At 31.2% G+C, this 21,399-nt stretch carries 22 protein-coding genes; 11 read left to right on the top strand and 11 right to left on the bottom strand.

Annotated elements, in window-relative coordinates:
• The first annotated feature begins 21 nt into the window (after positions 1-21).
• Positions 22-825 (top strand): NYN domain-containing protein, encoded by an 804-nt coding sequence (locus CLU82_RS03035; protein WP_100841700.1) that lies wholly within the window; start codon positions 22-24, stop codon positions 823-825.
• Positions 826-875: 50 nt separating this feature from the next.
• Positions 876-2,384: an FMN-binding glutamate synthase family protein gene (locus CLU82_RS03030; protein WP_100841699.1), complete on the top strand. Its 1,509-nt coding sequence runs from the start codon at positions 876-878 to the stop codon at positions 2,382-2,384.
• Between the two features lie 95 nt (positions 2,385-2,479).
• Here the strand turns inward: CLU82_RS03030 and CLU82_RS03025 are convergent, their stop codons facing one another.
• The 3 genes from CLU82_RS03025 to CLU82_RS03015 form a co-directional block, all read right to left on the bottom strand.
• Positions 2,480-3,430 carry a CorA family divalent cation transporter gene (locus CLU82_RS03025; protein ID WP_100841698.1) on the bottom strand — a complete coding sequence of 317 codons (951 nt, stop codon included), beginning with the start codon at positions 3,428-3,430 and terminating at the stop codon, positions 2,480-2,482.
• 64 nt (positions 3,431-3,494) lie between these two features.
• The gene (locus CLU82_RS03020) at positions 3,495-4,139 is read right to left on the bottom strand and encodes a type ISP restriction/modification enzyme (RefSeq protein WP_157813315.1); all 645 of its coding nucleotides are present in this window, start codon (positions 4,137-4,139) and stop codon (positions 3,495-3,497) included.
• Positions 4,140-4,577: 438 nt separating this feature from the next.
• Entirely contained in the window at positions 4,578-5,024 is a 447-nt protein-coding gene (locus tag CLU82_RS03015; protein WP_100841696.1) for a YhcH/YjgK/YiaL family protein, read from the bottom strand.
• A gap of 127 nt (positions 5,025-5,151) precedes the next feature.
• On the opposite strand from CLU82_RS03015, the gene CLU82_RS03010 reads away from it, so the two are divergent.
• The 3 genes from CLU82_RS03010 (at position 5,152) to CLU82_RS03000 (ending at position 8,109) form a co-directional block, all read left to right on the top strand.
• Entirely contained in the window at positions 5,152-5,733 is a 582-nt protein-coding gene (locus CLU82_RS03010) for a non-canonical purine NTP diphosphatase (protein WP_100841695.1), read from the top strand.
• Positions 5,734-6,017: 284 nt separating this feature from the next.
• A complete protein-coding gene (locus tag CLU82_RS03005) occupies positions 6,018-6,968 on the top strand; it encodes a transporter (RefSeq protein ID WP_100841694.1) in 951 nt (316 codons plus the stop codon).
• Between the two features lie 22 nt (positions 6,969-6,990).
• A complete protein-coding gene (locus CLU82_RS03000; protein WP_100841693.1) occupies positions 6,991-8,109 on the top strand; it encodes a GTP cyclohydrolase in 1,119 nt (372 codons plus the stop codon).
• Positions 8,110-8,188: 79 nt separating this feature from the next.
• Here CLU82_RS03000 and CLU82_RS02995 read toward each other — a convergent pair whose 3' ends face one another.
• Entirely contained in the window at positions 8,189-8,569 is a 381-nt protein-coding gene (locus CLU82_RS02995; RefSeq protein ID WP_100841692.1) for a PUR family DNA/RNA-binding protein, read from the bottom strand.
• A gap of 66 nt (positions 8,570-8,635) precedes the next feature.
• Complete coding sequence (locus tag CLU82_RS02990) at positions 8,636-10,396, bottom strand: ABC transporter ATP-binding protein (RefSeq protein WP_100841691.1); 1,761 nt, start codon at positions 10,394-10,396, stop codon at positions 8,636-8,638.
• Between the two features lie 201 nt (positions 10,397-10,597).
• Between CLU82_RS02990 and CLU82_RS02985 the strand changes: the two genes are divergently transcribed.
• From CLU82_RS02985 to yajC, 4 genes are all read left to right on the top strand, one after another.
• Complete coding sequence (locus tag CLU82_RS02985) at positions 10,598-11,701, top strand: Glu/Leu/Phe/Val dehydrogenase (protein WP_100841690.1); 1,104 nt, start codon at positions 10,598-10,600, stop codon at positions 11,699-11,701.
• Positions 11,702-11,975: 274 nt separating this feature from the next.
• Positions 11,976-12,887, top strand: a complete 912-nt coding sequence (nusB, locus tag CLU82_RS02980; RefSeq protein ID WP_100841689.1) for a transcription antitermination factor NusB — start codon at positions 11,976-11,978, stop codon at positions 12,885-12,887.
• Positions 12,888-12,905: 18 nt separating this feature from the next.
• Positions 12,906-13,331: a DUF1573 domain-containing protein gene (locus CLU82_RS02975; protein WP_100841688.1), complete on the top strand. Its 426-nt coding sequence runs from the start codon at positions 12,906-12,908 to the stop codon at positions 13,329-13,331.
• Positions 13,332-13,360: 29 nt separating this feature from the next.
• Positions 13,361-13,636 (top strand): preprotein translocase subunit YajC, encoded by a 276-nt coding sequence (yajC, locus tag CLU82_RS02970; RefSeq protein WP_100841687.1) that lies wholly within the window; start codon positions 13,361-13,363, stop codon positions 13,634-13,636.
• 74 nt (positions 13,637-13,710) lie between these two features.
• On the opposite strand, the gene CLU82_RS20835 is transcribed toward yajC, so the two are convergent.
• Complete coding sequence (locus CLU82_RS20835) at positions 13,711-13,905, bottom strand: hypothetical protein (protein WP_198520182.1); 195 nt, start codon at positions 13,903-13,905, stop codon at positions 13,711-13,713.
• A gap of 88 nt (positions 13,906-13,993) precedes the next feature.
• On the opposite strand from CLU82_RS20835, the gene CLU82_RS20830 reads away from it, so the two are divergent.
• Positions 13,994-14,323, top strand: a complete 330-nt coding sequence (locus tag CLU82_RS20830) for a hypothetical protein (RefSeq protein ID WP_198520181.1) — start codon at positions 13,994-13,996, stop codon at positions 14,321-14,323.
• A 228-nt stretch (positions 14,324-14,551) separates the two neighbouring features.
• On the opposite strand, the gene CLU82_RS02960 is transcribed toward CLU82_RS20830, so the two are convergent.
• The 4 genes from CLU82_RS02960 to CLU82_RS02945 all read right to left on the bottom strand — a co-directional run bounded on the left by CLU82_RS02960 (position 14,552) and on the right by CLU82_RS02945 (position 19,521).
• Complete coding sequence (locus CLU82_RS02960; protein ID WP_100841686.1) at positions 14,552-15,115, bottom strand: YdeI family protein; 564 nt, start codon at positions 15,113-15,115, stop codon at positions 14,552-14,554.
• Positions 15,116-15,133: 18 nt separating this feature from the next.
• Positions 15,134-16,387, bottom strand: coding sequence for a peptidase T (gene pepT, locus CLU82_RS02955; RefSeq protein WP_100841685.1), 1,254 nt, complete (start codon positions 16,385-16,387; stop codon positions 15,134-15,136).
• A gap of 153 nt (positions 16,388-16,540) precedes the next feature.
• Entirely contained in the window at positions 16,541-17,311 is a 771-nt protein-coding gene (locus tag CLU82_RS02950) for a hypothetical protein (RefSeq protein WP_100841684.1), read from the bottom strand.
• Between the two features lie 296 nt (positions 17,312-17,607).
• Positions 17,608-19,521, bottom strand: coding sequence for an SPFH domain-containing protein (locus CLU82_RS02945; protein WP_100841683.1), 1,914 nt, complete (start codon positions 19,519-19,521; stop codon positions 17,608-17,610).
• Between the two features lie 183 nt (positions 19,522-19,704).
• Here CLU82_RS02945 and CLU82_RS02940 point away from each other — a divergent pair, with 183 nt between their 5' ends.
• Entirely contained in the window at positions 19,705-20,667 is a 963-nt protein-coding gene (locus CLU82_RS02940) for an ion channel (RefSeq protein ID WP_100841682.1), read from the top strand.
• Here CLU82_RS02940 and CLU82_RS02935 read toward each other — a convergent pair.
• On the bottom strand, positions 20,657-21,349 hold the full coding sequence (locus CLU82_RS02935; RefSeq protein ID WP_100841681.1) for an NAD-dependent deacylase: 693 nt from the start codon (positions 21,347-21,349) through the stop codon (positions 20,657-20,659). The genes CLU82_RS02940 and CLU82_RS02935 overlap by 11 nt on opposite strands.
• Positions 21,350-21,399: the final 50 nt, after the last annotated feature.

Here is a 21,399-nt window from a genome sequence, read left to right as displayed (position 1 = left end):
AACATTTCATTCGCAAATTTCATGTCACAAACCTCCAAAGAATTAAAACTCGCTGTACTTATTGATGCAGACAACGTACCTTACAGCAATGTAAAAGGTATGATGGAAGAAATCGCAAAATTTGGAACACCAACCACCAAACGTATTTACGCCGATTGGACTAAGCCAAATGCAAACGGTTGGAAAGCAGTCTTACTCGAACATGCAATCACACCTATCCAACAATACAGTTATACCGTTGGGAAAAATTCTTCCGATTCAGCTTTGATTATTGATGCCATGGATTTATTGTATTCTGGAAAATTGGACGGTTTTTGTATCGTTTCCAGCGATAGTGATTTTACAAGATTAGCTATACGACTTCGCGAATCGGGAATGAAAGTCATTGGAATTGGAGAACAAAAAACACCAAAACCTTTTATTAGTGCCTGCGATAGATTTATTTTCATAGAAGTATTGGATGGGGCAATCAAAAAGACCCGAAAAACAACCAACGCTCAAAGTAAATTACCAAAACCAGTTACCACTGCTATTGCAGAATCTAAAAAAGCTGCCGAAAAAGACGCTCCAAACAAAATTGATGCTCAAACGATCGAACTCATAGAAGATACACTTGATGCAATTGGAGATGATGATGGATGGGCTTTCCTTGGTGATGTTGGTAATTTAATTGTAAAGAAAAAACCTGAATTTGATCCTAGAAATTATGGCTTTTCAAAACTAACACCTATGCTCAAATCTCTAACAGAAATTTTAGAAATAGACGAAAGAGAATCAGACAAAAAAGGAATCAAACATGTTTTTGTAAGATTGCGTTATACCTAATCTTTTCGATAAAAATACAATTCATTTCTAACCTTTAAATCGTTTCAATAATGAGAAAACAATTATTCACAATTGGCATAACACTATTGATTATTTCACTGTTGTTTAATTATTTTTTGAGAACAGGATTTGTCTTTTCTGCAATAATGGTAATTCTGCTAATTGTAGGCTATTGCAATACCATTCAACAGAAGCATGCTATTTTAAGAAACTTTCCTGTTTTGGGGTATTTCCGTTATTTGTTTGAAATGATTGCTCCAGAAATTCAGCAATACTTCATCGAACGCACCACTGATGGAAAGCCATTTTCAAGAAATCAACGCTCTCTAATATACCAAAGAGCCAAAAATATTGATGCAACTTCTCCATTTGGAACGCAACTGGTATTAAACCAATCGAGTTATGAAGGAATCAAACATTCTATGTTTCCTGCATCTGTCAATCATGAATTGCCTCGTATTCTCGTTGGAGGCCCAGATTGTAAGCAGCCATATTCAGCTTCTTTACTGAATATTTCAGCGATGAGTTTTGGATCTTTGAGCGAAAATGCGATTGTAGCACTCAATAAAGGAGCTCAAAAAGGTAATTTTTATCATAATACAGGCGAAGGAGGTTTGACTCAATTTCATCAGAGTGGTGGGGATATAACTTGGCAAATTGGAACTGGTTATTTTGGTTGCAGAACTTCAGAAGGCAATTTTGATGCTGATAAATTTACAGAAAAAGCAAATCTTCCTGCTGTAAAAATGATTGAGATCAAACTATCGCAAGGAGCAAAACCTGGTCACGGTGGAGTTCTTCCTGCCCAAAAAAATACCGAACAAATTGCAAAAATTAGAGGAGTAGAACCACATACTACAATTCTTTCACCGCCAAGTCATAATGCTTTCCAAAATTCTAAGGAGTTAGTTGAATTTATTGCCCATTTGCGTGAATTATCAAATGGAAAACCAATAGGTTTTAAACTATGTATTGGTGAAACTTCTGAATTTGAAGATCTTTGCAATGAAATGATTCATCTTAATTGTTATCCTGATTTTATTACTGTCGATGGAGCTGAAGGAGGAACTGGAGCTGCACCGCTTGAATTTGCAGATGGTGTTGGAATGCCTTTTGAACCGGCACTTATTTTTGTAAATAAAACATTAGTTCGTTTAGGAATTAGAGATAAAATTAGAGTGATTTGCAGTGGAAAAATCATTTCAGGGTATTCTATTTTACGTGCTATTGCTTTGGGTGCAGATATGTGTAATTCGGCTCGTGGTTTTATGTTTTCCTTGGGTTGTATTCAGGCCTTGCGTTGTAACACGAACGAATGTCCAACTGGGGTTGCTACCCAAAATAAAATGTTAATGAAAGGATTGGTTGTAACCGATAAATCCGAAAGAGTCTATCATTTTCATAAAAATACTTTACACGCTGCAAACGAACTTTTGGCTGCAGCTGGAAAAAATAGTTTTGGAGAAGTGGATATTAATATCTTCATGCGGGGAGATGAATTTGGGCATTTGTCAGATGCGTATTTTCCAGATAATTTGACGAATGTAACTAAACATTAAAAATCAAACAATACGATATTTTCCAAAACAACCCTTTCAGATTTCAAATTCTGAAAGGGTTGTTTTGTATTGAGATAATAGTCAGAGACAATTAATTACAGCCACTTTTTTCTTTTGAAATAAATAAATGGAAGAATTGCTGAACATAACATGGCAATTAATGCTATCGGATATCCATAAGAAGTTTTGAGTTCCGGCATTATTTCAAAATTCATTCCGTACACGCCCGCTATAAATGTTGGTAGTGAAATACATACGGTTACAACCGTAAGCATTTTAAAAATATGATTTTGCTCCAAGTCAATTTTGCTGGAAATATTCTCTTTCAAATCATCCAAACGATCAAAATTAAATTGAATATAGTCGGATACAACTGTAAGATCGTTTAAGTCAGCTTTAATATTTTCTTTTAAGCCCATTTTTTGAGCCCAATTACTTTTAATATACAATCTGAAAACTCTTGTAGTTTCTATGAGTAACTCTTTTACTAACATATTACTAAAATTATAATCAGTAATACTGTCCATTTCATTATTGGAAAATTGTTTTTCGATTAAAATTGTATTGGCAAGTATTTTTATTTTCCGTGCCAGATTTTCTGTAATATCAGCAAAATAATCTGATATAAAACTGAACTGAAATTCTAAAATGTCTTTTGACTCTTCTAATTCTCTTAAAAATTTAAATTTGTTTAAATACATTTTATTCAAAAAGTTATCGAGTTTGGAACTAGAAAATAAAAACAAACCCGATTTTGAAATTATAATGAATATTGGTTCTTCAGTTATTTTTTTTTCTTCATAAAAGGGAAATGAAAAATGGAAAGCTGCTTGATTTTCATTTTCTAAAAAGTGAGAACTAATTTCAATGTCTTCAAAATGTTTCATGATAGAAAAATCAAGGCCATAATTTTTCTCCAGCCAATTTATTTCTGAATCGCTATAATCAAGAAATTGCAAAACATGAAAATCTAAATTAGATGGTGAAAGTTCATCAACACTTTGGACTTTGTGAAATTTTTTGTTTTTTAATAAAATTTCTATCATAGTTATGTTTTTGTCAATTATATCTTTCTATGGAAATTATGTTTTGTAAAGACCAAATCTAAGACTAAAATTCTATTATATCAATTTCTTTCACTATCCGAATCGTTTCGAGTAAAATAAGAATCATTTTTTGGTAATATAAAATATCTTCTTGATTAAGTTTATTGTACTCACGTTCTTTAAGCCATTTTTGTGCAGGTTGATCAATTCCAATATAAAAATTCCAAGCAACTTCAGGGACATTATCGAAATATTGGTTTTTGTTAATGTAAATTTTACCGATATTTTTATGACTATCCTTCAAAGAAAATGAATTTTTAAAAAGGGTGTTTTCAACTATATTATCACCATGTATAGGATACTGTATATTGTAGTGCTCGGTAATATTATTTTTAAATAAATGATTTTCACGTAATTCATTACCGAGTTTTATTAATTTCCAAAATTTAATTTTATCATTTGGAATTGGAATATATGAGAAATTGGACTTTAAAAACTCTTGGTGATTTTCTCTGTATTTTGACAAAAATAAAATAGCATAGATGTAATTGAGCAAATCAATTTGACTGAAGATTTCTTTGAATTCTGGACGTACATCATTGTCGTTTGCAAAACAAACGTTTCCAGAAAGCTCTTTTTGATTAAAAAAAGCTAAATCCAAATTATTGGTTATTTTTTGTACTATTTCCTTATTATTTAAAGCAGACATCCTTTCGGCTGTTTTTAAAAATAAGTTGAAAAGAATTGGCTTCATGATCGAGATATATAGCAAATCACAAATTGAGGATTATTTTATTTACTAAATATATAAAATAAATATAAAAACCTTTCTAAGTTTAACGTTTAAAGGGTTGTTTTGAAAGTTTGTTAAACGAAAAAGAGGGCTTTTAAAAGCCCTCTTCCCTTTGTCGTTCTGATTTATCATTATCTAACTTATACTGTACTATAATTCGGTATAGCTGACTATTGAGATATTTTTTCTAATACTTAAATATTTGTGATATTATATCTCAAGTAATTAATCAAAACCACATTCAAATTTACAATTTATTTTATTTAAAATGCTTAAAATAAGATTTTTAACTATATTTTAACTTGGTGTGTTTGTTGATATTTATTAGTCAAAAGAATAATATTAAAATAGAGATTAAATCAATATTTTCACTACAATTTTATCCAAATCGTTTTCACTAATCATTGGAGCATGTACATCTTCTGGGAAAAATATAACAAATTGATTGGCTTGTAATTCAAAATAGGTATCAGGTTTGTCGTAAAAAAAACGAACGTCTTTTTCTACGTTGTAATCTCCATTTGGAGAAATGCATTTTGGCCTTGGTTTCCATAAAAAACCTTCGTTTCCGCTAATGCAAAACTGAATATCGATATTTTTGTCATGACATTCAAATGTTTCTAAGCTTTTTATTTTACTTTTTCCTTCACCTTTGTAGGCAAACATTTTTACTCCTGCTTTTTCATCTGTTAATCCATCTAAAGCTTCTTTATTGGTTTGTTTTAAATAGTCAAAGGCAATTTTAAAAGAAGGATGTATTGTTTCATATCGAGATGAATTTTCTATATAATCTATAATCATGATTTCAAATTGAATTAATTGATTTAAACAAAAATAGTGTACAGTTGAGAATTATACAAATAAGTATTTCCTTCATTTGTTGCTTACAAAAATGTATTTTTGAATTCTTATTTTTAATAATACCAATATGAAGATCGTTTTTGCAACTAATAACAAAAATAAAATCAGAGAAATACAAAGTATGCTACCAGGAAGCATTGAAATTATCAGTTTGGAAAGTATTGGTTGTCATGAAGATATTCCTGAAACTGCCGATACAATTGAAGAAAATGCTATCATGAAAGCCAATTATGTAACCCAAAAATATGGGTATGATTGCTTTGCAGATGATACTGGACTCGAAGTTGATGCTTTGAATGGTGAGCCAGGGGTTTTTTCAGCACGATATGCAGGAGAACAAAAATCATCTGAAGATAATATGGATAAACTACTTTTGAATTTGAAAGTTAAAACCAATAGAGATGCACAATTTAAGACTGTTATTGCTTTGAATATAAAAGGCGAACAATATCTTTTTACAGGAATTGCTCGTGGTGCAATTACTATAGAAAAAACTGGAAATCAAGGTTTTGGTTACGATCCTATTTTTAGACCTGTAGGATATCAAGAGACTTTTGCAGAACTTTCATTAGAAACCAAAAATACCATTAGTCATCGGGGAAAAGCAACTCACGAGTTAATTGCTTTTTTAAATAATAATCCAAGTTAAGTTAATAGTTGATTTAAGTTTGATTTTCATAGGAATTCTGCGAATCTCATTTGAAGAGGGATTTTTTTTTAAATAAAAAAAATGAAACGAATTGCTTTGTCAGTCCTGTTTTTAGTCTCGTCTGTAAATATTATGCTTATAAAAATACATAATTTTTATACTTCTAAAATTATTATAGTCCTAAAGTATTAAATTATTCTTTAGGAATTTTTAACCAAATGATAGTTACAATAAAATATAGTACATTTGAAATGCGTTATACCTTTTCATTCAAATAATCAAGTATGTTCAATATCAAAAAAGCATTTTTAGCCTCTCTTTTTTTATTACCAACAGTTCATTATGGGCAACACACAGACGAAATTAACTCCAATAGACCCGGTGAGTCCATGTCGGCTTTTGCAGTTGGAAAAACTGTAATACAAGTTGAAACAGGAGTATTTGGAATTAAAGAAGATCACAGTTTATCAAGATATAATGCTAATGGTTTTGGAGTTGATATGGAAGTGAGATATGGAGCTTTCTTAGAGAATTTAGAATTTATTGCCGATGTTCAATATGCTTATGAGACATTTAATTATCCTTTGCAAGTTGTAGATAAATCTGATTTTAAGCAAAGCGTTCTTGGAGCTAAATATTTGATTTATGACCCAAATAAAGGTTATAAAAAAGAGGCAAATATTTATAGCTGGAAAGCCAACCATAAATTTGACTGGCATCAAGTTATCCCTGCTGTAGCTGTTTTTGGTGGAGCTAATTTTACAGGAGCTAATAATCCATATTTTTTTACACCTGATGCGACTATTTCTCCAAAAGCGGCTTTGATATTGCAAAATCATTTAGGCGATGGTTCATGGGTTTTTGTGACTAATATCATTTATAATTATATTGCTACAGATTATCCTAGTTTGAGTTATATATTAACTTTGACCAAAGGAATTAGCCCAAAATGGTCTGCTTTTATAGAAAATCAAGGGATAAAAAGTGATTTTTACAGTGATGCAATCATTCGTGGAGGTGCCGCCTATTTAATTAATAGGAACCTTCAAGTAGATGCGTCAATAAGTACTAATTTTAAAAATACGCCTTCATTACTTTATGGCGGTGTCGGAGTATCATGGCGTTATGATGGTCGTTACAAAGAAGTGCGTCTTTTGTCAAAAGAAGAAGAAGCAGCCGAAAATATGGCTAAAAAAACTAAAACAAAAAAAGGATTTAAAAAATCGAAGAAATAAATAATATTCTATAAAAGTATCAATGATTACCATACAAGAAGCTAAGACAAAAAAAGAATTAACTGAATTTATAAAATTTCCTTTTTCTTTATATAAAGACAACCCATATTGGGTTCCACCATTAATTTCAGATGAGCTAGAGACTTTTGATAAAAACAAAAACCCTGCTTTTAATAGTGCTGAAGCTACTTTTTATGTTGCATATAGAAATAATACTATTGTGGGTAGGATTGCAGTTATAATCAATTGGGATGAAGTCAATCACCAACAAAAAAAGAAAGTTCGTTTTGGTTGGTTTGATGTTATTGATGACATTGAAGTGACTAAAGCATTGCTTGAAAAAGTATATGAATTAGGTCAAAAAAATAATCTAGAATATGTTGAAGGGCCGATGGGTTTTTCTAATCTTGATAAAGTGGGTGTTTTAACTGAAGGTTTTGATGAATTAGGTACCATGATTACATGGTACAATTTTCCTTATTATGCTACACATTTTGAGGAATTAGGATACTCAACAGAGAAAGAGTATGTGGAAAATAAATTTCCATTTGCTAATGCTAAACCCGAATTTTTTGAAAAAATTAATGAATTAGTTAAAAAGCGATACCAGCTTAAACCAATTAACTTTAAATCAGCTAAGGATGTAATGCCTTATGTAGATAAAATGTTTGATTTGTTTAATGAATCGTATGCTAAGCTATCTTCATTTGTTGCAATATCTGATGTTCAAAAAGAATATTTTAAGAAAAAATACATCAGTTTTATTAATCCAGAATATATAAAGTATGTTGAGGATAAAGATGGAAAGCTTGTAGCGTTTGCAATTGTAATGCCAAGTTTTTCAAAAGCGCTTCAGAAAGCAAACGGAAAATTATTTCCTTTTGGCTTTTTACATTTATTAAAAGCCAAACGCAGTAGTAAAGATGTTTTATTCTATCTTATTGGAGTTCATCCTGATTATCAAAATAAAGGAGTAACGGCGGTTATTTTTAATGAATACCATAAGACTTTTACTGAAAATGGTGTTGAGAATTGTTTTAGAACACCTGAATTAGCTGATAATATAGCTATTCAATTGATCTGGAAAAACTTTAATCCAGTGATTCACTGTAGAAGAAAGACTTTTAGAAAGTCATTGTAATATTCTAAGGATAAATTACAAGATAAAAAAAAGCCCAAAAATTATTAAATTTTTGGGCTTTTTTAATTTTATTATTTAGTTAAATATCATCAAATTCGATATCAGTAAAACTTGAAGTATTTGGTACATTATCTTCGTCTGATTTATCCAAAGCATATTCTTTTTTGAAATCTTTTTGATGTCTTTCAGAAATTACTTCTTCACCTTTGTGGTTTAAAACGTAAGAAGTCATGTCTTCTAAAATTTCTGAAAATGCAGTAAAATCTTCTTTGTATAAATAGATTTTATGTTTTTTAAAATGAAACGAACCGTCTTCCTCTGTGAATTTTTTACTTTCTGTTATAGTAATATAATAATCATCAGCTTTAGTCGCTCTAACATCAAAGAAATACGTTCTTCTTCCAGCTCTTAAAACTTTTGAGAATATTTCTTCTTTTTCTAACATATCATTTTCTCTCATAATCTTTTCGTCATTTTTTATTTAATAGCAATCAAAAATCATAAAAATATATGTATTATACAACAATTACAGCAATTCTTTTTCCGAAAGTTGCTTTAAATAAAGAGCTGCATAATACCCGTCTTGGTTTATTAATTGATTATGAGAACCTTGTTCAATTATCTTGCCATCTTCAAGGATTATGATTTTATCTGCATTCTTGGCAGAAGATACTCTATGACTTACAATTATGGTAGTTTTATTCTTGCATATCTCATAAAGGTTATTTAGGATTGCTTCTTCTGTTTCGGTATCTACTGCCGATAAGCAATCATCAAAAAGTAAAATAGCAGGATTTTTTATGATCGCTCTTGCGATAGATACACGTTGCTTTTGACCACCAGATAAAGTTATTCCTCTTTCTCCCAATATGGTATCATATCCATTGCTAAAACCAATAATGTTATCGTGAACAACAGCGCTTTTTGCAGCAGCTTCTACTTCATGATCGTTCGCATCTTCTTTTCCAAACTTTATATTGTTTTTGATGGTGTCTGAAAATAGAAAAGCATCTTGTGGGACAGCACCAATATTGTTTCTTAAATCAAATAAATTAACCTGACTAATTTCTATATCATCAATTAAGAGTTGTCCATTTGTAACGTTGTACAAGCGGGAGAGTAGTGCTAAAATTGTAGATTTTCCAGAACCAGTTTTTCCTAAAATTGCCAAAGTTTCTCCCTTATTTACTGTAAAGGTTATGTTTTGAAGTGCTTTTATATTAGTGTCTTCATAGGTGTAACTTACATCATTGAATGCAATACTGCCTTCTATTTTGGATTTGTTTAGGTTTTTGTTCTTTATTTCTGGAACGATTTTCAAAAATTCATTAAGTCTTTTTTGAGAAGCTTCCGCCTCTTGAACCATTGAAGAGACCCAGCCTAGGGAAGCAACAGGCCAAGTTAACATGTTAACATATAAGATGAACTCAGCGATAGTTCCAATACTTTTTATAGTGCCATCGATGTACATTAAACCTCCAAAATAAATAACCACTAAGTTACTCACTCCAATCAAAGCAATCATTAAAGGGCCAAATAATGCTTGAACTTTGGCTAGACTTAAACTTTTACTTTTACTTTCATTGGCTAAATTGGCAATGTTGTCTTGATGTTGATTTTCTAATGAATAGGCTTTTATAACTCTGATTCCAGAGAAAACTTCTTGAGTATAACTGGATACTTTTGATAAATATTGCTGAAAAGTGGTAGATCGCTTATTGATTTCGGAACTCAATTTAAAAATACAATAGGATAAAATTGGTAAGGGGAGTATGGTATACAAAGTTAACCTTGGCGAAACATTATACATGTATCCAATTACAATAGCAAAGCGTATAAATGTGTTTATGGAATACATAACCGCTGGACCAACATACATGCGGACTTTAGAAACATCTTCACTAATACGATTCATTAAATCGCCTGTTCTGTTTTGCTTGTAAAAGTTCTGAGATAGGTTTTCATATTGATGGAAGACTTCATTTTTTAAGTCAAATTCTATATGACGAGACATTACAATTAATGTTTGTCTCATTAGAAAAGTTAAAAATCCTGCTATAATTGTGGTAGCGATAATCAGTAAAATATTAGAAATCAATTGTTGACTTATAATACTGGTATCGATTGCTTTGCTTTTTGAAAAAGCTTCTATTTCATTAAAAGATTTACTAATAAGTTTTGGTGTAAATAATGAAAATATTTGTGCGATTATAGTGATAATAATACCAAGTGAAAAGCTGAATTTATATTTGATGAAATATTTATTTAAATAGCGTAATTCTTTCATATTATGAGGATTCAGTATTGAATTGTTTTTGTTTTTTATTTAATGTTTAAATTTTAACAATTGTATTAAATTAAATATTTTTAGTTATTATTATTAAATATTTATTTTTAAGTAAATTTAGCGCAGTATGTTTATTTTTTATGTATGTTTGAAGTGTATTTTTGATAAATTCGTATTTTTTAACTAAATAAAAATAGTACTATGGATGCTACTGTTACAACTGCAAAGGAACTTCAAAAAATGGATCCTGTTTTTGGACAATTATCTTTTAATGATCATGAGCAAATTGTTTTTTGCAATGACAAAGATACAGGATTAAAAGCAATTATTGGTATTCATAATTCGGTTATGGGACCTGCATTAGGAGGAACTCGTATGTTTAATTATGCTAACGAATGGGAAGCTTTGAATGATGTTTTGCGTCTTTCCAGAGGGATGACTTATAAGGCTGCAATTACTGGATTGAATATTGGAGGAGGAAAAGCAGTTATTATTGGTGATGCCAAAACTCAAAAAACACCAGAATTGATGCGTAAATTTGGTGAATTTGTACATTCACTAAGCGGAAGATATATTACTGCTGAAGATGTTGGAATGGAAACATCTGATATGGATTTGGTAAGAGATGTGACTCCTTATGTTACTGGTATTTCTGAGGAAAGAGGTGGGTCTGGAAATCCATCGCCTGTTACAGCTTTTGGTGTGTATATGGGAATGAAAGCAGCTGCAAAACAACAATTTGGTTCAGAGAAATTAGAAGGTAAAAGAATATTGGTTCAAGGAATTGGGCATGTAGGTGAAACTTTAGTTGAGTATTTGACAAAAGAAGGAGCTCAGGTTTTTATTGCTGATATCAATGAAGAAAAATTATATCAAGTAGCAGCTAAATATAATGCACAAGTATTTACTGGAGAAGATTTGTATAGTGCTGATGTTGATATTTATGCACCTTGTGCAATGGGAGCAACTATCAATGATATTACTGTAAATAAAATAAAAGCAAAAGTGATTGCAGGTGCAGCTAATAATCAATTGGCAAACGAAAATACTCATGGATTAATCTTGCAGGAAAGAGGGATTCTTTATGCTCCTGATTTCTTGATTAATGCAGGTGGAATTATCAATGTTTATGCTGAATTAGAGCATTATGATAAAGCTGAAATTATGCGCAAAACTGAGAATATTTACAATACTACCTTGGAAATCTTTGATTATGCTATTGCAAATAATATCACAACTCATCAAGCAGCTTTGACTATTGCTCAAAATCGTATCGATTTAAGAAAAATTGAAAATGCTAAATAGTTTTTAAACTGTATTTATACTAGTTTTTTTTGAAAGCAGTTCTAGAATTTTTTTTAAAATATTTTAGAGCTGTTTTTTTTTATTCTGAATTAGAATTATTTATTAAAAACATTAATTAATGTGTGTTTTGTAGCAGCAAAGTATGATGTTCTTTTTTGAGCTTAAATTAAACGCTCATAAATTTTCATTTAAGCTGTGAAAGTATTAATTTTGCACTCTTAATTTTAAAAGTTCTTACAAGGTGGTAAATAGAAGACACATCCGCGTTAAAGTCATGCAATCCATTTATGCAATGCATCAAAATGGTTCTGATAATTTAGAAAAAGAGGAAAAATTCCTTATGCATAGTATTGACGCCATTCAAGATTTATACCTTATCATGCTTTCTTCATTGATAGAGATTTGTAAAAAGGAAACTGTCTTTTTACATCTGTCAAGCCAAAAACATTTGGCAACTAAAGAAGAACGTACTCCAAACGAAAAATTTATTAAAAACAGTATTTTTCAAATTCTTGCCGAAAACAATTCTCTTAGTATTGCTTTAGAAAATCGTTCGATTAATAATTGGACTTTGAATGATGATTACATTTTGCTTTTGCTGAATGCGATTAAAGAAAGCGAATTGTATGCTAAATACATGAGTAATACTGTAAATACGTTTGAGGAAGATAGAACTTTTGTAGCTGATATTTTTGCAGAGGTTATTGTTCCAAATGAAAAGTTATACGATTATTTAGAAGACGATAAATTAACATGGATTGATGATATTCCATTGGTAAACACTCATATTGTTAAACAGCTAAAAGCTATAAAACAAGGTGAAGATGATAATTTTAGAGTTCCAAAATTATACAAAGACAATGAAGATAAGGCTTATGTTAAAGACTTGTTTAGAAAAACAATTTTGAACGAAACTGAATTAGCTAAGGAATACATTGACAAAACACCAAACTGGGATAGTGAACGTATTGCTGAAATTGACACTATTATCCTGAAAATGGCAATTTGTGAGTTCTTGAAATTCCCTTCGATTCCTGTAAAAGTAACTTTAAATGAATATTTAGAGTTGGCCAAAGAATATTCGACTCCAAAGAGTAGTATTTTTATTAACGGAATTTTGGATAATTTGGTTAAAGAGCTTGAAGGAAACAAAAGAATCATTAAGATTGGCAGAGGTTTAATGTAGTTTTAATTAGGTATTGTAATGAATAAAAAAGTATTCTATTTTGCGCTAATTTTGACATCAATTATTGTCTTTTCATGTGATAACAATAAGAAAAAAGTAAAAAGTGGCGAAGGAATTGCTGAAATGACTTTTTCTAATAAAACTTATGATTTTGGTTCTATTAATCATGGTGATATTGTTGCCACAGAATTTGAATTTTCAAATTCTGGAAATTCAGATTTGTTGATTACCGAAGCAATAGGTTCATGCGGATGTACTGTACCAGAGTTTCCTAAAAGAGCAATTAAGCCAGGAGAAAAAGAAAAAATTAAAGTTATATTTAATTCTACTGGTAAAACAGGAATGCAAAATAAAACTGTTACAATCACATCGAATACACAAAGTGGTATTGAAACTTTATATATAAAAGCAAATGTGATTCCAAGAATTGGAATCGCGCAATAAATTTTAACACAAAAACTAAATTTTAAATTATGGGACAAATACAACAATTTTTACCGTTTTTATTGATGTTCGTAGTCATTTATTTCTTTATGATCAGACCACAACAAAAAAGAGCTAAAAACGAAAAAGAATTTGAAAGCGGCTTAAAAGTAGGAGATAAAATAATTACAAAAAGTGGAATTCACGGTAAAATCGTTGAGCTTGCTGATGCAACTGTAATTATTGAAACTATGGCAGGAAAATTGAAAATGGAACGTTCTTCAATTTCTTTAGAGCTAAGCGCTACTTTGACTAAAAAAGCATAGTTACATTACATATTAAAAAATCCCAAATTCCGATTTACTAATTGGAATTTGGGATTTTTTAATTTAATCTAAGATTATTTTTTCTTGCTCTTTTTTGTTTTTTTTGCTTTTGCTTTCGCTTTTTTCTCTTTGGCTTTTGTTTTAAGCTTTGCTTTTTTAGCTTTTTCTTTTTTTGCTTTCTTAGCTTTTTTTGCTTTTTTCTTTGCTTTGGCCTTAGCTTTCGCTTTTTTTTCTTTTTCCTTTTCTTTTTCCTTTTCTTTTTCTTTCATTTTTGATTTGTTTTTTTTCTTCTTTTTATTTTTGGTGCTCTCTTGAGAAATTGCAACTTCATTTTCTGTTTTAATTTCTTCAGTAGTTGTGTCTTTAACAACTCCAGTTGCAGGAGGAATAACTTTGGCTCTGCTTGGTCTTGTTTTTGTAGAAATAGCTTTTGTAACAGCAGTTTTAGTAACAGTTGGCTTTACTACAGCAGTTGGTTTTATTGTTGTTGATTTAGCGGCTACAGGTTTGGCTGTAGTAGTTCTTGGTGCTCTAGGTTTTGGTGTTGGCTTTGAGATAACTGTCTTTGCAACTTCTGAATTTTCGCTTTTTGGAGACTCTAGAGGAGTTGTATTTTCAGGAGTAACCTTTTCTTCTTTTTTTTCTATCATAATCGTTCTTTTAATGAGTTCTTTTTATTGTAGTTAAAACGTGAAGTTTGTATGTAATTTGCTTAATGTTAACAAATTGTTTTGTGTGTATTAACAAATGTAGTGAATATTTTTATGTTCCAATGTTAAGGTTTTACTGATTTTATAATAGTAAAATGTCTTTGAAAGAAGTTACAGTTTATTATTTTTAATGCTTTTATATAAAAAAAAGTCTCAAAACTGCTTGGGTCAGTTTTTGAGACTTTTTAATTTGTTAAATACTATTTTATCTGTATTTGTCATTTAGACCAATATTGTCTAAAATCATTAGTTTTATTTTTTCTATTCTTGAGAGTTTTGTTTCTTCTCGTTTGGCGGTTTCAATATATTCGATAAATTCCTTTTGTTTGTATGGACTGAATTTTGAAAAGGCATATTTTAAATTAATGTCACTATCGAGAACTTTTTGTAAATGATTGGGGATAATTATTGCTTCTTTTTCTTTTTTAGGTTTAATAATTTTACCCTGTTCCTCGTTGATGATCGCTTCTTGTATATAGGCTAAAATTTCATCTTCAATGATTTCATCTTTTGACGTAAATCGCCATTGGCGTAAAGATTTCGTAACTCCTTCATTCGCATTAACCAAATATTTCTTTTCATCTTTAAGATATGCACCATTGAAAAACCAAAGTGTGAAAAATTTTTTAAATCCTCCAACACCCACAATATTTTTGTTATTGTGGACATAGACAGAGCCACCCCATTTGCTGGTTTCAATCAAAGTTGTTTTGGATATAATTGTTTTTAAAATATCCAATTCAGTTTCCCAATGATTGATCTTGTCCATACAATAATGGTTTGATTTTTATTTTTTTAAATAATCCCCTTTAGCTGTCAATTCTGCTATTCGTATAATTACTTCTACTGCTTTTTGCATACTTTCTACAGGAACATATTCATATTTCCCATGAAAATTATGCCCCCCAGCGAAGATGTTTGGACAAGGTAATCCTTTATAAGATAACTGGGATCCATCAGTTCCACCTCTAATGGGTTTAATTATTGGCTTAATTCCAACTTCTCTCATGGCGCTTTCGGCAATATTGACAATGTGTTTTACGGGTACAACTTTTTCTTTCATATTGTAATACTGATCGTTTACTTCAGTAATAACGATATCTTCTCCAAATTGCTTAGCGAATTTTTTGTTGATTTTTTTTGTTATTTTATGAATTAAGTCTTTTCGTTTTTCAAATTTTAATTTGTTGTGATCCCGAATGATTAATTCTAAAACGGTTTCTTCAATAGTTCCTGTTAAATGATGTACATGAAAAAAACCTTGATATCCTTTTGTTTCTTGTGGAGTTTCATCTTCGGGTAATTCATTGATAAAGTCATTAGCAATAAGCATAGAATTAATCATTTTCCCTTTAGCATAACCAGGATGAACACTTTTTCCTTTGAAAATAATTTTAGCTCCCGCAGCATTGAAGTTTTCATATTCTAATTCGCCTATTTGACTTCCATCCATAGTATAGGCCCATTCAGCTCCAAATTTGTCAACATCAAAATGATGAGCTCCTCGACCAATTTCTTCATCTGGAGTGAATCCAATTCTGATTTTTCCGTGCTTTATTTCTGGATTGTTAATTAAGAATTCCATAGCTGTGACAATTTCTGTAATACCTGCTTTGTCATCTGCACCTAATAGGGTAGTTCCATCAGTAGTGATTAATGTTTGCCCTTTGTATTGTAACAAATCTTTAAAATAAGATGGAGATAAGATGATGTTTTGTTCTTTATTTAATATGATGTCTTTACCATCATAATTAGAGATAATTTGAGGTTTTACATTAGCTCCAGTAAAATCAGGAGTAGTATCAAAGTGTGAAATAAAACCTATTGTTGGTACTTCATGATTGACATTACTAGGAAGTGTAGCCATAATATAAGCTTTGTCGTCAATAGTAACATCTTCAAGTCCAATATTTTTTAATTCTTCAACTAATTTATTGGCTAAATCCCACTGTTTGGCCGTACTGGGTGTTGTGTTTGAGCTTGCATCCGATTCGGTGTCTATAGTTACATAACTTACAAAGCGATCAATTATATTTTGCATGGTATTTGTTTTTTTGCAAAGATAAACATTTTTAAAAAGTGGATATAAAGAAGAATTGTTGTAATGAGCATAAAAAAAATCCGTTTTTCAACGGATTTTAGTTTTAAATTGGTTAAGATTTAAGGTTTGGTTTTATTATTATTAATTGGGGGATTAATTGTTTTTAGGTGCTTTTTCTGCGGCTATTTTAGCCTCAGCTGCTGCTTTTTTCTCAGCTTCAGCTTCCGCTTTAGCTATTTGTTCGGCGAGTTTAGTCGATTTCTGTAATGCTAATTTAGCTGATTCGGCTAATTTTTGATCGGCTTCTTCTTTTTCTTTTTTAAGTTTTTCAACGTCTTTTGCTAATTTAGTTTCTGCATCTTTAGCTGCTTCTGCATCTTTTTTATAAGCGGCTATTTTTTCCTTGGAGATTTTCTCTGCTTCGTCTGCTACTTTTTTGTCTGCATCAGCTTGGGCTTTTGCGGCAATTGCTGCTTCTTTAGCGGTTTTGTTTGCTGCATCTTTGGCTGCTTCGGCGGCTTTTTTATCTGCTTCAGCTTGGGCTTTGTCAGCAACGGCTTTTTCTTTTGCTGCTTTTTCTGCAGCCTCTTTAGCTTCAGCAGCTGCTTTAGCCTCAGCTACTTTTGCAAGAGTAGATTCTTTTTCTGCAGCTTTTTGAGCTTCTTCTGCAGCTTTTTTGTCTGCATCAGCTTTTATTTTTGCTGCTTTTTTATCAACTTCTTGTTTGGCTAAATATGCTTTTTCCTGATCTTTTAGGTCTTGTATTTGTTTTTTAAAATCAACTGGAGTTGTTGCTGTAGCTACGTCGGTAGTGGTAGTTGTTGTAGAGACTTCAGTGCTTGCGGTTTCAGTTTTAGATTCCTGGGCGAAAAAAGTTTGTGAAAATACAAGAAGTACAATGCTAAAAGATAGTTTTAAATTCATAATTCAGTGGTATTTAGTTGGTTTTTAGTTAATTTAGGAATAACAAATATAACTTTTTTTTTAAATTTTTAATTTTTTAGAACAAAAAAATTTTAAATTTTTGTTAAAGTTTGAATTAAATTTCTTTTTTACATAAATTTAATTTAATACACTTACAATTTTTTGTAATAATTGTACTTCTTTTTGTTTTTTAAAATATTGACAGTATGGTGATTAATTACAGGTTTACATAAGCATACTAAAAAAAAATCTGCCTATAATAGCAGATTTTTTTAGTAAATAGTTTGGTAAAATAATTATTCTCCTTTTTTGATATTTGTTTTAGGACTATTGGTATCCATCATTTCCATAAGTTTTAGACCAAGTAATCCACTCATTGATCCATCGGTTCCATTACTTCCGGAAATAAGTACATCAGGAATGACTTTGATTTTTCCTTTTCCAATTTCTTCTGTGATTTTGTATTTTGTAAAATTATCATCGCCCATTGCAGAAACCTGAAGTTGATATGCCTCAGCTGTAGATTTACCGATTGCCATAATTTTTTCAGCTTCAGCTAAACCTGTTTTAGAAATTCTTTCAGCTTCTGCACTAGCAGTTAGTTTAGTAGCTTCGGCTTGTGCTCCAGCTCTGGCTTTCGTCGCTTCCGCTTCGGCATTGGCTCTCATTTTGGTAGCTTCAGCTTCTGCATTTACATTTAGTTTTAAACTTGTAGCGTCTCCTTCTGCTTTCTTAACTGTTGCATCTGCAGTTCGTTGTGCAATTTCGACACTTTGCGAAGCTTTTACAATTTCTTTTTGCATATCTGCAATGGCAGTTTCTTTTTCCATTCCTTGACGTTGTTCTTGCGCCATTTTTTGAGTTTGATAGGTTTTTTGCTCTTCTTCAGCAATTTTTCTATCCGTCAAAGTTTTCATTAAGGATTCTGGCGGAACAATATCTCCTATTAAGGTGTCAACAGCATTAACATTGTATTCATCCAAAACTACTTTAATGTGATTTTTGGCAGATTCCTGACGCTCTTTTCTGGTAGATAAAAACGAAATTACATCACTTTCCTGAGCTGAGTTTCTGAAGTAATTTCCAATAGTAGGTTCTAAAACCTGAGAAACCAAATTGTTCATACTTCCAAAACGGGCAATTACCTTTGGAGCTTCATTGGCAGGAACGTGAATGATTTGTGAAACGTCCAGATTGAAAGGGAAACCATCTTTAGAACGAACCGTTATGGTCGAAAGGTTTTTGTCTAAATTATGGGATTCACTTCTGGCGTCAGCCCAATTCAATACCAAGTTAGTGGTTGGAACAGCTTCTAGTTTGGTTGTATATTTATTAAGAGCATATTTTCCAGGTCCAAAAGGTTCCATCCATACACCGCGTTGTCCTTTTGAAACAATATTTCCATGCTTGAAAGTATCTCCTGTTACATCTTTTCCATCTTCTCCAATATAGGAAATAACAACGCCTACATATCCAATAGGGACATCTGTCATTGGCGTTTGTTCTATTTGAACTGCCCATGAATTAATATAATAAGATCCTGCTAACATAACTTGCGGTTGTAATCCACGATTACCTCCATTTTTTAAAAATTGGTCAATGTCTTGAAAGTTATTATGACCCTCAACAAATTTCCCTGCAATTTGCCCAATTGGAATAGGTTCACCATCCATGGCAGTAACAATTCCAACCATATTTTCGGAAATAACAACTTGTGGAAATACGACTACTTCAAATAAATGAGTATTAATACGATACGAACCTGTTGTAATAAAAGCCGATTGTCTTCCTTTTTGACCTCCATTGTCAAGAAATAATGTGGCATCTTGAAAATTATCTGAACTTACTTTTTGAGCTAGAATTCTACCTGTTGGGATTTCTGCACCATCTTTACTTAATAATAATCCAATATTTCCTTCGGGAATAATAGTAAATGAGGCCATATCTATTGAAAATTGCCAAGGCCACATTGCCCAATAGAGTCCTGGTGCAAGTGTTTTGGCTTGGTATCCAGCTTCTCCTTTGGTTGCGATTATTCTGCCATCGGGTAATGATTTTTCTGAACCAAATAGGACAAATTTTTTGGTGACAAGTCCAATTTTGTTTTCAGGTACGATTACCATTCCAAAGAAAACGCGTAAAACAAATTTGTAAAAAAGAAGGGATAAAACAATTAAGAATATCCACCAATAAGTAAAAATTACTTCCATAATAATGAGGGTTTAGATTACAAACATAAATTTTTTAAATGTACTAGGTACTTTAATTCTAACTTATTTTTGTTAGAATTTTCTTTTTTTATTAAATGTTTTTTGAATCAATTAGAGTGTCGTTATTATTTATTGTTACATTAGATTTATTAAGTAATTTGCAATGTATTTAATAAATAAATTATGGCATTATTTCATCGATTTAATAGCAGAGCAAAAACACTGATTAATACTGGATTTGGAAGTAGTGCATCCACTACAGGCGGACGATTTATTAATAAAGACGGATCGGTAAATGCAACAAAAAAGGGCATTGGAATTCTTGATAGAATAAGTTGGTATCACACTATGTTAGATATGTCTTCTTGGAAATTTCTTTCGATTTTGTTGTTGTTTTATATTTCTATAAATTTTGTGTTTGCCATTCTTTATTTTGGAATTGGTATTGAGCATCTCAACGGGATAGATACTACTGATAATGAATGGGTACAATTTGGACAAGCTTATTTTTTTAGTGCGCAGACATTTACAACCGTTGGATATGGGCATGTTAGTCCCGTTGGATTTTATACAAGCGCATTGTCTTCTGCTGAAGCATTAATGGGATTGTTGAGTTTCGCTATCGCTACGGGTTTATTTTTTGGACGGTTTAGTAAACCTGCTATTTATTTGAAATTTTCTCATAACGCGATCATTGCTCCCTTTAATAATGGGAAAGCATTGATGTTTAGGTTAGCACCCTATAAAAACACTAATTATATTGATGCTGAAGTAAGTGTGACTCTTGGGATGCGAATGGAGGAGAATGGAATGATGACTAATAAATTTTTTACGTTGGATTTGGAATATCAAAAAATAAACTCGCTTGCATTGACTTGGACATTGGTTCATCCTATAACGAGCGAAAGTCCTTTGTATGAGTTAACGAAGTCGGATTATGATTCTATTATTGGTGAGGTTATAGTGATTATTAAAACTTTTGACGATATGTTTAGTACTACTGTTGCTACTCGAACTTCATATACTTTTGAAGAGATTATCTATGGAGCCAAATTTAAGCCAATGTATAACAAAAGCGAAGATAACCAAAGTACTGTTCTTGATTTGAGACTATTGAATTTATTCGATGCTGTTATTATAGATTAGCGAGAAGTTTTTCTTTTAAAATAAGTATGCCTTTGGAAGCTACATCTGGGATTACTTCAAGAGAGTTTCTAAGGTTGGGGATTTTTATAGGCTTGGGGTCGATATAATAAACAGGAGTTGTTTTTGGTGTAAAATTAATTAAACTTGCTGCTGGGTATACTTGAAGAGAAGTTCCAATTACGGCAAAATAATCAGCTTGCTCTGTTAAGTTAATAGCATCTTCTAAAGCTGGAACTTGTTCCCCGAACCAAACAATATGTGGTCGAAGTTGATGGCCGTTTTTGTCATTGTCTCCTATATTCAAATCGTCTTGCCAGTCAAGTATGAAGTTTTCATTTTTTGAACTTCGAACTTTTAGTAATTCACCGTGTAAATGAGTAACATTTGAACTTCCTGCTCTTTCGTGTAAATCGTCAACATTTTGTGTAATGATGTAAACGTCAAAGTGGTTTTCGAGTTCTGCCAAAATTTGATGGCCTTGATTGGGCTGTACTTCTTTTAATTGCTTGCGTCTTTGATTATAAAAATCAAGAACTAATGTTTGGTTTTTATACCATCCTTCGGGAGTAGCTACATCCATTACATTATGACCTTCCCATAATCCATCACTATCTCTAAATGTTTTGATGCCACTTTCGGCGCTAATTCCAGCACCTGTAAGTACTACTAATTTTTTTTTCATGATGGGTTTTAGTCTTTGGGTTTGGTTATTTTGTAATGAAAATGATTATA

Source organism: Flavobacterium sp. 5 (genome assembly GCF_002813295.1).
Classification (GTDB): Bacteria; Bacteroidota; Bacteroidia; order Flavobacteriales; family Flavobacteriaceae; genus Flavobacterium.
This window is presented reverse-complemented; position numbering and strand designations above follow the sequence as displayed.

Excerpts from the sequence above, each read along its gene's own strand:
- CLU82_RS02975 (WP_100841688.1), top strand. The coding sequence starts at position 12,906 with ATGAATAAAAAAGTATTCTATTTTGCGCTAATTTTGACATCAATTATT.
- CLU82_RS20835 (WP_198520182.1), bottom strand. The coding sequence starts at position 13,905 with ATGAAAGAAAAAGAAAAGGAAAAAGAAAAGGAAAAAGAAAAAAAAGCG.
- nusB (WP_100841689.1), top strand. The coding sequence starts at position 11,976 with ATGCAATCCATTTATGCAATGCATCAAAATGGTTCTGATAATTTAGAA.
- CLU82_RS03030 (WP_100841699.1), top strand. The coding sequence starts at position 876 with ATGAGAAAACAATTATTCACAATTGGCATAACACTATTGATTATTTCA.
- CLU82_RS02985 (WP_100841690.1), top strand. The coding sequence starts at position 10,598 with ATGGATGCTACTGTTACAACTGCAAAGGAACTTCAAAAAATGGATCCT.
- CLU82_RS03010 (WP_100841695.1), top strand. The coding sequence starts at position 5,152 with ATGAAGATCGTTTTTGCAACTAATAACAAAAATAAAATCAGAGAAATA.
- pepT (WP_100841685.1), bottom strand. The coding sequence starts at position 16,387 with ATGCAAAATATAATTGATCGCTTTGTAAGTTATGTAACTATAGACACC.
- CLU82_RS03000 (WP_100841693.1), top strand. The coding sequence starts at position 6,991 with ATGATTACCATACAAGAAGCTAAGACAAAAAAAGAATTAACTGAATTT.
- CLU82_RS02990 (WP_100841691.1), bottom strand. The coding sequence starts at position 10,396 with ATGAAAGAATTACGCTATTTAAATAAATATTTCATCAAATATAAATTC.
- CLU82_RS02945 (WP_100841683.1), bottom strand. The coding sequence starts at position 19,521 with ATGGAAGTAATTTTTACTTATTGGTGGATATTCTTAATTGTTTTATCC.
- yajC (WP_100841687.1), top strand. The coding sequence starts at position 13,361 with ATGGGACAAATACAACAATTTTTACCGTTTTTATTGATGTTCGTAGTC.
- CLU82_RS02950 (WP_100841684.1), bottom strand. The coding sequence starts at position 17,311 with ATGAATTTAAAACTATCTTTTAGCATTGTACTTCTTGTATTTTCACAA.
- CLU82_RS03025 (WP_100841698.1), bottom strand. The coding sequence starts at position 3,430 with ATGATAGAAATTTTATTAAAAAACAAAAAATTTCACAAAGTCCAAAGT.
- CLU82_RS02940 (WP_100841682.1), top strand. The coding sequence starts at position 19,705 with ATGGCATTATTTCATCGATTTAATAGCAGAGCAAAAACACTGATTAAT.
- CLU82_RS03005 (WP_100841694.1), top strand. The coding sequence starts at position 6,018 with ATGTTCAATATCAAAAAAGCATTTTTAGCCTCTCTTTTTTTATTACCA.
- CLU82_RS02960 (WP_100841686.1), bottom strand. The coding sequence starts at position 15,115 with ATGGACAAGATCAATCATTGGGAAACTGAATTGGATATTTTAAAAACA.
- CLU82_RS02935 (WP_100841681.1), bottom strand. The coding sequence starts at position 21,349 with ATGAAAAAAAAATTAGTAGTACTTACAGGTGCTGGAATTAGCGCCGAA.
- CLU82_RS02995 (WP_100841692.1), bottom strand. The coding sequence starts at position 8,569 with ATGAGAGAAAATGATATGTTAGAAAAAGAAGAAATATTCTCAAAAGTT.
- CLU82_RS03020 (WP_157813315.1), bottom strand. The coding sequence starts at position 4,139 with ATGTCTGCTTTAAATAATAAGGAAATAGTACAAAAAATAACCAATAAT.
- CLU82_RS03015 (WP_100841696.1), bottom strand. The coding sequence starts at position 5,024 with ATGATTATAGATTATATAGAAAATTCATCTCGATATGAAACAATACAT.
- CLU82_RS03035 (WP_100841700.1), top strand. The coding sequence starts at position 22 with ATGTCACAAACCTCCAAAGAATTAAAACTCGCTGTACTTATTGATGCA.